This window comes from Mesorhizobium sp. WSM3879 (assembly GCF_002294915.1).
GTDB lineage: Bacteria > Pseudomonadota > Alphaproteobacteria > Rhizobiales > Rhizobiaceae > Mesorhizobium.
On record NZ_NSFZ01000017.1, the window covers coordinates 89,552 to 101,427 of the forward strand.

General features: G+C 65.0%; 16 protein-coding genes and 1 pseudogene. 7 read left to right on the forward strand and 10 right to left on the reverse strand.

Annotated elements, in window-relative coordinates; translation table 11 throughout:
* Positions 1-93: 93 nt before the first annotated feature.
* The 3 genes and pseudogenes from CK218_RS27415 (at position 94) to CK218_RS27420 (ending at position 3,616) form a co-directional block, all read left to right on the forward strand.
* Positions 94-1,254: a M20 aminoacylase family protein gene (locus CK218_RS27415; protein ID WP_095829530.1), complete on the forward strand. Its 1,161-nt coding sequence runs from the start codon at positions 94-96 to the stop codon at positions 1,252-1,254.
* 261 nt (positions 1,255-1,515) lie between these two features.
* Positions 1,516-1,857, forward strand: a pseudogene (locus tag CK218_RS31240) (PAS domain-containing protein); the annotation flags it as partial.
* A gap of 70 nt (positions 1,858-1,927) precedes the next feature.
* Positions 1,928-3,616 (forward strand): PAS domain-containing protein, encoded by a 1,689-nt coding sequence (locus CK218_RS27420; protein WP_245435210.1) that lies wholly within the window; start codon positions 1,928-1,930, stop codon positions 3,614-3,616.
* A 279-nt stretch (positions 3,617-3,895) separates the two neighbouring features.
* On the opposite strand, the gene CK218_RS27425 is transcribed toward CK218_RS27420, so the two are convergent.
* The gene (locus CK218_RS27425; RefSeq protein ID WP_067322590.1) at positions 3,896-4,195 is read right to left on the reverse strand and encodes an AzlD family protein; all 300 of its coding nucleotides are present in this window, start codon (positions 4,193-4,195) and stop codon (positions 3,896-3,898) included.
* Positions 4,192-4,932: an AzlC family ABC transporter permease gene (locus tag CK218_RS27430; protein WP_095829515.1), complete on the reverse strand. Its 741-nt coding sequence runs from the start codon at positions 4,930-4,932 to the stop codon at positions 4,192-4,194. Before CK218_RS27430 ends, CK218_RS27425 begins: the two co-directional genes overlap by 4 nt.
* Positions 4,933-5,103: 171 nt before the next feature.
* Here CK218_RS27430 and CK218_RS27435 point away from each other — a divergent pair, with 171 nt between their 5' ends.
* Positions 5,104-5,562, forward strand: coding sequence for an Lrp/AsnC family transcriptional regulator (locus tag CK218_RS27435; RefSeq protein WP_095778267.1), 459 nt, complete (start codon positions 5,104-5,106; stop codon positions 5,560-5,562).
* 172 nt (positions 5,563-5,734) lie between these two features.
* Here the strand turns inward: CK218_RS27435 and CK218_RS27440 are convergent, their stop codons facing one another.
* The 5 genes from CK218_RS27440 to CK218_RS31515 all read right to left on the reverse strand — a co-directional run bounded on the left by CK218_RS27440 (position 5,735) and on the right by CK218_RS31515 (position 7,482).
* Positions 5,735-6,055, reverse strand: coding sequence for a plasmid stabilization protein (locus tag CK218_RS27440; RefSeq protein WP_095778268.1), 321 nt, complete (start codon positions 6,053-6,055; stop codon positions 5,735-5,737).
* Positions 6,056-6,086: 31 nt separating this feature from the next.
* On the reverse strand, positions 6,087-6,290 hold the full coding sequence (locus CK218_RS27445; protein WP_066998411.1) for a hypothetical protein: 204 nt from the start codon (positions 6,288-6,290) through the stop codon (positions 6,087-6,089).
* A 22-nt stretch (positions 6,291-6,312) separates the two neighbouring features.
* Positions 6,313-6,525, reverse strand: a complete 213-nt coding sequence (locus tag CK218_RS27450) for a hypothetical protein (RefSeq protein ID WP_095829516.1) — start codon at positions 6,523-6,525, stop codon at positions 6,313-6,315.
* A 113-nt stretch (positions 6,526-6,638) separates the two neighbouring features.
* On the reverse strand, positions 6,639-7,136 hold the full coding sequence (locus CK218_RS27455; RefSeq protein ID WP_095829517.1) for a hypothetical protein: 498 nt from the start codon (positions 7,134-7,136) through the stop codon (positions 6,639-6,641).
* Positions 7,137-7,272: 136 nt separating this feature from the next.
* Positions 7,273-7,482, reverse strand: coding sequence for a KGG domain-containing protein (locus CK218_RS31515; protein ID WP_066998404.1), 210 nt, complete (start codon positions 7,480-7,482; stop codon positions 7,273-7,275).
* A gap of 416 nt (positions 7,483-7,898) precedes the next feature.
* Between CK218_RS31515 and CK218_RS27470 the strand changes: the two genes are divergently transcribed.
* The gene (locus tag CK218_RS27470; RefSeq protein WP_095829518.1) at positions 7,899-8,132 is read left to right on the forward strand and encodes a hypothetical protein; all 234 of its coding nucleotides are present in this window, start codon (positions 7,899-7,901) and stop codon (positions 8,130-8,132) included.
* Here CK218_RS27470 and CK218_RS27475 read toward each other — a convergent pair.
* Together CK218_RS27475 and CK218_RS27480 are read right to left on the reverse strand one after the other, a co-directional pair.
* On the reverse strand, positions 8,110-9,030 hold the full coding sequence (locus tag CK218_RS27475; protein WP_095829519.1) for an alpha/beta hydrolase: 921 nt from the start codon (positions 9,028-9,030) through the stop codon (positions 8,110-8,112). The genes CK218_RS27470 and CK218_RS27475 overlap by 23 nt on opposite strands.
* A 78-nt stretch (positions 9,031-9,108) precedes the next feature.
* Complete coding sequence (locus tag CK218_RS27480; protein ID WP_066998532.1) at positions 9,109-9,342, reverse strand: hypothetical protein; 234 nt, start codon at positions 9,340-9,342, stop codon at positions 9,109-9,111.
* Positions 9,343-9,516: 174 nt separating this feature from the next.
* Between CK218_RS27480 and CK218_RS27485 the strand changes: the two genes are divergently transcribed.
* Entirely contained in the window at positions 9,517-10,236 is a 720-nt protein-coding gene (locus tag CK218_RS27485) for a Crp/Fnr family transcriptional regulator (protein ID WP_066998395.1), read from the forward strand.
* 7 nt (positions 10,237-10,243) lie between these two features.
* Here CK218_RS27485 and CK218_RS27490 read toward each other — a convergent pair whose 3' ends face one another.
* Complete coding sequence (locus tag CK218_RS27490; RefSeq protein WP_095829520.1) at positions 10,244-10,546, reverse strand: DUF982 domain-containing protein; 303 nt, start codon at positions 10,544-10,546, stop codon at positions 10,244-10,246.
* Between the two features lie 665 nt (positions 10,547-11,211).
* Here CK218_RS27490 and CK218_RS27495 point away from each other — a divergent pair.
* The gene (locus tag CK218_RS27495) at positions 11,212-11,556 is read left to right on the forward strand and encodes a hypothetical protein (protein WP_095829521.1); all 345 of its coding nucleotides are present in this window, start codon (positions 11,212-11,214) and stop codon (positions 11,554-11,556) included.
* The last annotated feature ends 320 nt before the right edge of the window (positions 11,557-11,876 follow it).

The window sequence follows — 11,876 nt, forward strand, 5'->3', positions numbered from 1 at the left end:
ATTTTCAGGAAAGCGGGCTTCCCTCCGGAATCGATGGAAACGAAGCGCAACTTCGGGAACAGTCGCCTGGAACGAGCGCTGGGGAAAGAGAAGATGGCTGAACTCGACCAGCAGCAGCTGCATCGCGAGATGACAGCCTGGCGGCGCGACCTCCACGCCCACCCGGAATTCGGCTTCGAGGAAAAGCGCACCGCCGCCTTCGTGACGGAGAAGCTTCGCGCCTTCGGGCTCGAAGTCGCGGAAGGCATAGGCGGCACCGGCGTTGTCGGCACGCTGGCCAGAGGCAGCGGCAATCGCGCGATTGCGCTGCGCGCCGACATGGATGCGCTGCGCATCGCCGAGCAAGGGACCCAAGCCTGGCGCTCGCAGACGCCCGGCACCATGCATGCCTGCGGCCATGACGGTCACACCGCCATGCTGCTCGGCGCGGCGAAGCTGCTTGCGCAGGAAGGCGGCTTCGACGGCACGGTGCGGTTCATCTTCCAGCCGGCCGAGGAGTGGGGCAGGGGCGCGCTTGCGATGATCGAAGACGGGCTCATCGAACGCTTTCCCTTCGAGGAAATCTTCGGGCTGCACAACATGCCGGGCCTGCCCATCGGCCACTTCGAAACCCGGAGCGGTCCGATCATGTCGGCCGAGGACAATTTCGAGATCGTGCTGAAAGGCTTGGGCGGCCACGCCGCCAGGCCGCACGCCGCTCGCGAGACGCTGGTTGCCGCCTGCGCGCTGGTCGTCAACCTGCAGACCATCGTCTCGCGACGCCTGAGCCCCGTCGATATCGGCGTCGTCTCGGTCACCGAGCTCATCACCGACGGCACCCGCAACGCGCTGCCCGGTCTCGCCCGCATCCTTGGCGACTGCCGCAGTTTCCGGCCCGAGGTGAGCGCGGCGATCGAGAAGGAGATGCGCCGCATCGCCGAAGGCATGGCGCAGGCCTATAACGTAGCGGCTGACGTTACTTACACGCGCGAGTTCGTGCCCTTGATCAACGACGCGGCGCTGGTGGATGAAGCGCTTGCTGCGGCCGGAACGGTACTGGCCGGCGATGCCGTCGGCATCGCCGCCGGGCCGATGACCGCCTCGGAGGATTTCGCCCGCTTCCTCACCGAAGTGCCCGGCTGTTTCGTCTTTCTCGGCAACGGAAATTCCGCCCCGCTGCACAACCCGGCCTACGACTTCAACGATGAAGGCCTGCTGCATGGCGCGCGTTTCCACGCGGCGGTGGTGAGGCGAAGGCTGGCGGCGGGCGGCTAGCATCGCCCATTGTTTTTGGGGAGATGCCCGGCAGGGCAGAGGGGAGCGCTGTCCCCCGACTTTTTCAGCGAAGAGCGATGCCTGCCGATCGGTCACCGGCTTGATCGAGCTAATCAATGCCGCGATCCTTCGCGCTCTCTGCCCTGCCGGACATCTCCCCCCAAGGGCACCCAGAAGGGGAGATTGGCAGCTTCACCCCAGTAACCCTTTCTTGTCAGCTTTCATGCACTATGCCCGAACGGGGACGGCAAGAACGAGGGCATGGCGGACGACAACAAACGCAACGGCGAATTCTGGGCGCTGGCGCTCGATCGCGCCCAGCTCGGCTTATGGGACTGGAATCTCGCGACGGGCGATTGCTACTATTCGCCGACCTGGTGGAAGATGCTGGGTTATGCCGAGGGCGAGCTCGATACCTCCGATCTGTGGCTGAAGCTCACTCATCCCGACGACTGCGAGCGAGCGCTGGCGAGCGGCGACCGCCATATCGCTGGTGACACCGAGTCGATCGAGACGGAACTACGGCTGAAGCACAAGGACGGCCGCTGGGTCTGGGTGCTTGACCGCGGCGGCATCGTCGAGCGCGATGCCGAGGGCAAGCCGCTGCGCCTGATGGGCGTGCAGACCGATATCACCAGGCAGAAGGAGGCCGAGGCCGCGCTTGAGCAGGTCAATGTCCGCTTGCGGCTCGCGCTCGCCGCCAGCGGCACCGGCATCTGGCACTACGATCGGCATCAACAAGAGCTATTGGGACCCGCGCACCAGGGAGATCTTCGGCCTGGTCAGCGATACCGACGAGGTGACGGCCGATCTCTGGCACACCTATCTCCACCCGGACGACAAGGAGGCCACCGAGCGCGCGCATCTGCCGCCGCCGGGCTCGAAAAGCGTGACCGCCACGCAATACCGTATCGTCCGGCGCGACGGCTCGGTCCGCCATGTCGAGTCGCTGGTGCGTTTGATCGCCGGCGCCGGCTCGGCCGGCCAGATCCTCGGCACGGTACGCGACATCACCGACGAGACGAAGCGCGCCGAGGAGCTCGCTTACGCCGCCCATCACGATGCGCTGACCGGGCTGTGGAACCGCTCGGCCTTCGACCGGCTGCTCGCCGAAAACATCGGCGCGGCGGACCGGCTGCCGCTTGCCGTCTTCTATGTCGACCTCGACTACTTCAAGGCGCTGAACGACTATGCCGGCCATGCCGCGGGCGATATCGCGCTGAAGAGCGTCGCCGGCGGCATCCGCGCCAGCCTGCCGCCCTCGGCGCACGCCGCGCGCCTCGGCGGCGACGAATTCGCGCTGCTGGTTCCGAACTGCAACGACGCTTGCGCCGAGCGGCTGGCGCGTGCCGTGCTCGCGGCGGTGCGCGACGCCGATCTCGGCTCCGCCGTGTCGTCCCGCAGGCTAGCCGCCAGCATCGGCATCGCCTTCGTGCGCGATCCCCGGACGACGGTAACCGATGCGCTCGCCTGCGCCGACGATGCCTGCTACGCCGCCAAAGCCGGCGGGCGCGACCGCTTCGCCGTGTTCTCGGCCGAAACAGCTTCCGGAGCCGGCGGCCTCAACGCCGCGCGGCTTGCCGCCGATCTGGTCGATGCCATGGAGGACAGCCGGTTGAAGCTGTTCGGCCAGGAGATCCATCGCCTCGGCAGGCCCTGGCAAGACAGCCGCCATGTCGAGGTGCTGGCGCGGCTCGAGGCGCGCAACGGCAAGCTGATCTTGCCGGGCGAGTTCATGCCGGTGGCCGAACGCTTCGGGCTTGCCGCCCGGCTCGACCGCTGGATCATCCGCACGGCGCTGTCGCGCCATGGCAGGGCGATGCTCTCCGGCGCCGTCTCGCTCGGCTTCAACCTGTCGGCGCAGACGCTCTCCGATCCGCAGCTTTGGGATTTCGTCGACGCGGCGATCGCCGAGAACGGCGCGCCGCCGTCTGCAATCGGCTTCGAGATCACCGAGACCGCGGCTGTCACCAATTTCGACGCAGCGGAGGAATTCGTGCGCCGGGCAAGGCTGCGCCATTGCCGTGTCAGCCTCGACGATTTCGGCGCCGGCATGAGCTCGTTCGAGTATCTGCGGCGCTTTCCTATCGATGCGATCAAGATTGACGGCTCCTTCGTCCAGCACATCGCCGACAGCCGCTTCGACCGCGAGATCGTCTCGGCAATCGCCGGCATCGCCCGCTCGATGGGCTGCGCCGTCGTGGCCGAGAAGGTCGAGGGGAAAAGCGCGCTGGAGATCCTCGTCGGCATGGGCGTCGGCTATGGCCAAGGCTATTTCCTGCACCGGCCAGAGCCGCTGGAGGCGATCGTGGCGCGGGCCGCGGCTGAGAAGCCACAAGCCCGGGTGGGTGTCGCAAAATAAGCCACGGCTAAAATTGCGAGCACCCTCCGCGATTGCCGAGATCGAACAGCAGCTCGGCCTGGATCAGCTCGGCATTTCGCCCGATACAATGGTCCCGCGATCATCGACCCGCAGGACCCCGACCCGCTGGACCGGCGCTGGAAAAGCATCTGGGCTGGATCGACAAGGCCGCTTCGATCGCGTCTGGCGAAATTGGGGTCTACGGCAGTTGATGCGATGGAGAGCCAATCTCCTCCTTGGGGGAGATGCCCCGGCATGGCAGAGGGCGGCCGCCGGCGTTTACCCCATCACCCACCGCAATACCCCGGCCGAAGCCACGCCGATGACCACCGTCGGCAGCATCGACAGTCTTGTCGCCGCGAGCAATGTGATGGCGAGCGCCGCCAGGTCGGCCGGATTCTTCGACACGAAGTCGGGCGCGATCACCGAGATCAGCACGCAGCCGGGCGCGGCTTCCATCACGGCGGTGGCGCGTGGACTGAGCGTGCGGTTCCTGAGCACGACATAGCCGCCGATCCGCGTCAAATAGGTGACGCCGGCCATGGCAAGGATGGCGAGAACGGTCCAGGGCTCGATCATTTCTCACCTGCCAGAAGCCAGGCGGACACCAGCCCGGACAGCGCGCCTGCCGCCACGTACCAGGCGCCCGGAACGACGAGATAAGTTGCCGCCGCCAGCGCGAGGCTGACCAGCCAGGGGCGCGCCGCGGCAAAACCCTTCCACATGCCGCGCAGCAGCACCAGGAACACAGCCGGAAAGGCCATGGCGAAGCCGTAGCGCTCGACGTTGCCAAGCGCCGGCCCGAGCGCCGCTCCGCAGGTCGTGAAAATCACCCAGGCAAGATAGAACGGAAGGGCAGTTCCCGCATAATAGGCGAGGCTGAAGGCTGGCCGCAGCCCGCCTGCCGCGCGGCGCTTCGCGTCGGCGAGCCCGAGCGCCCAGCTCTCGTCGCACATCAAGAACAGCGCGGGGAACGCCTTGCGCTTGGGCAGGTGGCGCAGGAACGGCGCAAGTGCCGCGCCCATCAGGAAATGCCGGCTGTTGACCAGCAATGTGATGGCGGCGATCAACAGCACATGCGGCGGCGAGGTCCAGAGCTGGATGGCGGCAAATTCGGAGCCGCCGGCGAAGTTGAGGCCCGTCATCAACGGCACCTCGACGACGCTCAAGCCCTTCTGCGCCGCCTGCGCGCCCAGCACGAGTGCGTAGGGCACAATGCCAAGCAGCACCGGCGTCGAGGCGGCGGCGCCCCGCCGGAATTCGGCGCCGCGCGCTTCGGCGGGAGGGTGGCCCAGGGTTAGCTCGGAAACGCTCATGGCTCTTCTTCGGCCAGCCTTGCGGGGCGGCCTTCTCCGGTTGCTCGATGGTCGGTTATTCGCTGGCCATCATAGCCGAAACGCTCCGCAATCGGGTTGCGAAGATGCGAGGTTTCTGCAAAGATTTGGCATTGGATAGCGAGAATTAAGACAATATTGGAATCAGACGCCATGAAGCTGGATGAGATCGACAAGCGGATTTTGCGCGCCCTGCAGCGCGACGGGCGCATGGCCAACAACGATCTTGCGAGAGAGGTCGGCCTGTCGCCGTCACCCTGTCTGAGGCGCGTAAAATTGCTGGAGGAAGCGGGCGTCATCGACCGCTATGTCGCGGTGCTCAACCCGGCCAAGATCGGTCGCGGTCATACCTTCTTCACCCGCATCTGGCTGAAGCAGCAGGACGAGGACACGATCGAGCATTTCGCCAGGGAGGTGGCCAAGCTGCCCGAGGTGCTGGAATGCTATCTGATGCTGGGCGATTGCGACGCTATGGTGCGGGTTGTGGCGGCGGGCATCGAGGACTATCGCCGCTTCCAGTCGGAGCACTTAAGTCGCATCAAGGGGGTGCAGAACGTCAAGACCGACGTGCCCAGCCAGACGGTCAAGCAGACTTCGGAGATGCCGCTTTAGATCTTCCCTTTTTCGTTGAGGGAGAAGGTGGCCGCGAAGCGTCCGGATGCTGCTGGAAGGACCGCCGCGCGGCAATGAGGCGCCAGTTTCCGAGCGCCTCGTTTCGTCCCTATCGTCTCGGCGCTGCGCGCCTATCCGCCGGTCTCCGGCAAGGGAGAAGGTGAACCCATGCCTAATGATGCACGTGGTGCTCCGCGTTGCGTTTGCGCGTCGCCGCCGCCTTCTTGGCGGAAGCAGAACGCTCGGCCGCCGAGCGCGAGCTTGACGCTTTGCCGCCGGCCTTGCCGCCCTTGTGCGCCGCCGGATGGCCGGTGTGCTTGCCGCGGCCCGAGCCGCCCGCCTTCTTGCCGCCGCCATCGTCCTTGTTGACGGTCGCCCAGGCTCGCCGCTCGGCTTCCTTCTCCGAGACGCCGCGCTTTTCGTAGCCCTCGGCGATATGGTCGGCCTTGCGCTCCTGCTTGTCGGTGTATTTCGATTTGTCTCCGCGTGGCATTTTTCTTCTCCTGTTGCGCCGAGAGGAGCCGCTACGGCTCCTTCTTCGTTTTGACCGCGTCGCCGAGATCGGACCGCTCGGGGTCCTTGTTGTTCTCGCCGGCCGCGTCGCGATCCTCGTCGGGATCGTCCTTGGCTGGCAGATAGCCTCTCGGCCGATTGGCTTTCGGACCTTCCCAACGTGGCCATTGATCGGATGTGCCTGGACGTCCGGTACGGGGTGAATTGCTCATCATTGCCTCGCTTTCAGAGAGCCGGTCAGCCCTCGGCCTTCATGGTTCGTGCGATTTCAAGCAGCTTGTCGCGGTCGTGCCCGTGCTCGCGGATCAGCTCGCGCGCCTGCTTCGGTGAAAGGTCGGTGTTCTCGGCCAGGAACCGCACGTCCGGATCGTCGCCGCCCTTGGTCGGCAGCCTTGCGTCTTGTGCCGTTCCGCCAGCGCCCGGGCGATGTGGAAGTTTGCTTTTTTCCATCGTTTTCTCCTTCCGATAACCAACCCTTGGCGGAAGGACTGGTTCCTTCGCCGAGCTGGCGACCGCGATGAGGCAGGGCGCCTGAAAGGGGCTGCGGTCGTGCGGGGCCGGGGCTACGCCTTCTCGTTTTCGTGCCCGCGCTCGGCAGCTTCCTTCTGGCGGCGCAGCACTTCGTCGGTGCCGACGATGTCCTTCGCGCCACCGCTGATGGCGGTGGAGACGACCGCGGGCGGATCGCTCGCCGGGAAACTATCTTCGAGACCGGACTGCAATTGTTCTTCCAGCGTGTCCGGGTTCTCCGAGCGTCCTTGCGTGCGGCGGCCGTCGATCTGTTCCACATCCTGTTTGGCGTCGGGATGCTCGCGCACATTGCGCAGCGTGGACACGACGAGTTCGATCGCGAACTCCTTCGTTGCCTCGACGTCTCCCGTGACGACGTCCGCTTCTTCGATGACGCGGATGAGGGACGCCTCGACCTTGTCCATCTCGCTCTTGCCTTGGCAGCGCGCCAGCTTCTGGCTCAGGGCGGTGATGAGCAGCGGAGCGAAGGTCGAATAGGCCTGCATACGTGTCTCATCGACACGTTCGGGGTGAAGTGTGCGCACGGACATTGTTGCCTCCGTTCAAACGTCCTGCCGACGGCCGAGCCGCCGGGGTTTCGGAGGAACCAAGGGGAGGGGAAGAAGTTCCAAATTGGATGTTCTGGGCGGCGTCCCGCGAAGGGATCGCGGGACGCCTGCTTAAAGCTCAGCGCTGGCCGCCCTTGCGGCCGGCTTCGGATGCACGTTCGCGGTCTTCGGCGAAGTTGCCGCTGCCGCCCCGGTGCTGACCTGAATCCTGCTGACGCATGTTGCGGTCCTCGGCCTGCTGCTGGCCGCGACGCTGATCGTCGCGGTTCTTGTGGCTCTGCTGGCCTGCTTTGACGTGCTGTTGGTGAGTTCCGCCTTGATTAGGCATATCTGCAGCTCCGTTGTTGGGGATTGGTCTTCGGGGTTTGATTCAAGGAGGTTCGACCGCCTTGAGCAATGAGAACCGCTGCCCGCGATCGATGTTCCCCCACGAAATATTTCGTGAATCCCTTTAGCCCGACCATGCCGCGACAGCCTTGTCGTGCGTCGCCGGTCCGCGCGTGCGCCAGGGCCCGGGGCCACGGTCGGTCTCTTTCCTACGACTGAAGTCGGAGTGGCTCGCGCATTGGGCCCTCGACGGCAACCAAAGCGGAGGCTTCGAGTTGGTAGCGGTCGTCGACGAAGTCCCCTTCATCGGCGCCGTTTTGGGTGCCCGCCGTTTCCGCGCAAATGGCGGGCATCCAATACCCCACAATCATTGGAACCAGGAAGTCGCGCGGCCGGCTTCGAAAGCGAGACGACGTTTTGACCTTTATTTCTGCAAAGCCCAATCTGCGAGAGCCCGAAAGCCTGCCCGCGAACGACAATCGCATCTCCGTCCTCGCCGACACCTCGATTCTCCAATTCCTCAACGACGACGACGATGTCACCGACATCGCCAGGCGCGCCGAGCGCCTTGGCAATGCCGTGGTGATTGTGATGGCGCTTTGCCTGATCGTTGCGCCCGCGATTTACCTCACCCTGGCCTACGGCCTGTAGCCGCAAAAAACTCGCCGAGCCTTGCGGCTGTCTCGGCCGGCGCCTCCTCGGGAAAGAAATGCCCGCCGGGCATCGTCCCGCCGCTGACCCCGCCGCTGACGTCGTCGGCCCACTCCCGCCACAGTGCCAGCGGACCGCCCTCTCGCGCGTACCATTCGGCGAGCGCGCCATGTCCGCTCCATAGCGCAAGCATCGGGCAGCCGATGCGCCGGCCGGCTTTGCGGTCCGCCTGGTCGTGCTCACGGTCGAGCGTCGCTGCCGCACGGTATTCCTCGCAGATGGCGTGCGCGTGGGCTGGATCGCGCAAGGCCTCGGCATAAGCCTGCCGGACCTCGTCGGGAAAGGCGGCAGGCGAGGAACCCCAGCCAGCCAGCGCGCTGTCGACGATCGCATCCGCGGCCGCGGTCATGATCGTCTCCGGCAGCGGCTCGGCTTGCGCCAAGAGCGACCAGGGCCAATAGCCCAGCGCCAGCCGGGCGTCGGCCCTGTCCCAGACATCGGCGGTGGGTACGATGTCGAGCACGGCAAGCTTCTCGACGCGGTCCGGGTGGTCCAGCGCCAGGCGATACGCAACGCGTCCACCGCGATCGTGGCCGGCAACCATGAAGCGGACAAAGCCGAGCTTCGTCATCAGCGCCGCGAGGTCGGCAGCCATGACGCGCTTGGCGTAGGGCGCATGATCCGGATCGGATGGCGGACAGGAGCTTTTGCCGTAACCGCGCAAGTCGGCGCAGACGACGCTAAAGCGGTCGATCAGCTTCGGCGCCACGTCGCGCCACATCAGATGCGTTTCGGGGAAGCCGTGCAGCAGGAGCAGCGCCGGGCCGCTGCCGGCAGTCCGGATGAATGTCCGTGCCGCGCCCGTATCGACTTCCGCGCTTTCGAAACCGCCGAACATGCTTTGTGCTCCACAGGCGGAACGGCCGGGCGGGATGGTTGCTCGGGCCGCGGCTTCTCTCGGTGGGCGCCTTCCGTGTCAGCTCCAGGCGGATTTGACTGTAAGGGACGCCTCGAATATCTGGCCTCTCTTGTCGGTGCGCATTTTGATGGTGATCTTGAGGTTCTCACTGTTCGGCATCTCGTCGCGCGCGACATCCTGCAAGATCCTGAGCGCCTCCTTTCGCGCGTTTTCTGGTGAGGAGAAGAGCTGCCCCTCGCTGTCCATTTGCGTGTGCACGGTGTTGTATAAATCGAAGTAGAAGCGTTCCATCCGCGAAAGCATCCGCCGCAACCTGGACGTTCAATCCCTGCGCGCGATCATGGTTCCAAAGGACCGTCTTGGCCGGGCACTGCTTGCCGGCGGCTGGCGGTGTGGTGGTCCGCTGCAACCCGGCCCGGCTCTGCAACGTTAGGCCCTTGCAAAATCCACAACGGGCGGCCGCGCATGCTGGAACCCCTTTATCTGAACCTGGGTCAGCACGATGCTCTCTCCGAAAGCGAGAAGGCGTTGCTGGCTAGCGCCACATCGGTGGAGAAGTATTTCGTCGCCGGCGAGGATCTCGTCGCCGAAGGATCAAGGCCGACTTTCAGCACCCTCATCGTCGACGGGATTGCCGCGCGCTACAAGGTGCTGGAGGACGGCGGCCGGCAGTTCACCGCGCTCCATGTTGCCGGCGATTTCGTCGATCTGCACGCTTTTCTCCTGAAGACCATGGACCATGGCATCGTCGCGCTGTCGCCCTGCCATATCATCGCGGCAGAGCACAGCAAGTTACGGGAAATCACCGAAAAGGCCCCGCATTTGACGCGGCTGCTCTGGTTGGACACGCTGGTGGACGGCGCCATCCACCGGGAATGGATCGTGGCCATGGGACGCCGCTCCAAGACCGCGCATCTGGCGCATCTGATATGCGAACTCTTCGTCAGGCTGCAGGCCGTGAAGAAGACGCGGGTCATGAGCTTCAATCTGCCGCTTTCGCAGGCCGAACTCGCCGATGTGCTCGGTCTGTCCGTCGTCCATATGAATCGGGTCATCGGCACGTTGCGCCGCATGAACGTCATCAACTGGACCAACCACCTGATCGACATCCTCGACTGGAACCGTCTGGTCGCCATTGCGGAATTCGACCCGACCTATCTCAGCATGAGGAACGAGCCAAGGTGAGGACGCGTCAGCGCGGCGGCCCTTGGTCGTCGCCAGACCACAGCGCGTCGAGCATCGAGAGTGCCGCGCTCGGGTCGGCCGTCCTCAGCAGGCCCTGCCGGGCGGCGGCCTGCTTGAAAGCGTCGAAGGCGACCGCCGGACGGCAGATGCCCGCCATGGCGTCGTCCACCAGCCGCGCCGCCGCCAAATAGTCGGGCGCTTCCTTGTTCTTCCAGGCTCCGTCCAACGCCTTCCTTGCGTCGGCGATCGACGAAACCACCATTGAGCCGCCAGTGACGAAGCGGATGGTGAGCGGCAGGAATCTACTCATCCCTGGTCACCATCCAAGCCACTGTTGCGCCCGCCAGGCGAGGCCGGCGAAGGGCGCCGCGGTCACCACCGCTGCCGCCAGAATGAAAAGATAATTGTTGGTCCGAAAGGGTCTCATCGTTGCCACCACATGTTTTGGGATCGTCATAACGAGGATGCCGCCGACCGGTTGCACAGGCAGGCGTTGAAGAGGCGGCAAGCTAATTGCTCGCCGGCCGGCTGGGCGGCTGTGGGCGATATGGCGGGCGTGGATGCGGCCTGAGCGGCACGTCGACGCGCGAAGATTGGATCGGCCATGGAGGCCGGGCACCCTGGCGCAGAAATGATCTGGACAGTGTGCCGATCAGATTTCGAATTTCCATGGGACTCTCCTCGTAGAGTCCCCCCAAGCTGCGAGCGACTAGCACTCCGGCAGCATTCGCGCATTTAACTTTGATGTACCTGCGCCACGCCCTGCCGAGACCGCAGGCTCGACCGAAAGCCAACCTTTTCGGCCGGCATGCGTTGTCTCTTCGATACCGTTGTCTCTCGAGAAGGGGATGACGAATGCCCCGGTGCCCCACCGCCACCCGGTGGCAAACACGGCGAGCGGGGCCAGAGTCGGCCTGCCAAGGCGAACGGCTCTCCCCGATCGTCGGCGGTTGCCGAATCCACAAGGAGGCTCCAATGAAGAAAGCACTTCTTTGCTTCGCCATTGTCCTGATGTCGGGCCAAATGCCTGGAATGACTGCGGTGGCCCAGACCCAGCCGACGAGTTCGCAGATCGAGGATTGCCAGGTCAAACCGGATGCCAACGCGACCCCTGGTCAGACCGGCGAGCAGCCGAAAGCGCAGGCCCCGCAAGCGCAGGCCAATGATCAGTCCAACAACCTGACCGCCAGCCTCGCGCCTTGCGACGGTGTGCTGAAGCCTCCGCCCACCGGAGACAAGAACGCTACCGCTCCGCCGGCCGACACCAGCCAGATGCCGGTGATCAAGCCGGGCGAGGTCCCGCCACAGACGTCGAAGTAGAACGCCTGATCGGTCTGGCGGGAAACTTTTCCCGCGCGGGCGAGTTACTGCCTGTGCAGTTCCCGGATACCCGAACTGCTTCCCACAATTGCCGCCCCGGCTCTCCCATCCGGGGCGGTTTTTTGCTGGCTGCGGGCCCGGCACGCCCTGCCTCGTTGCCTATCTTCTCGGCTCCGAAGCACGGAACCATCGGGCCCGCGCCGAATTGTCCTCAGCGGGCCGCGTCAGCCGGACCTGGTGGTAAAGAGAACAGGGTTTGGTTTCTCCGGCTTCACACCCTGGCCAACGAAAAGGCAGTCGAGCTCTTGTCCCACCCGGCC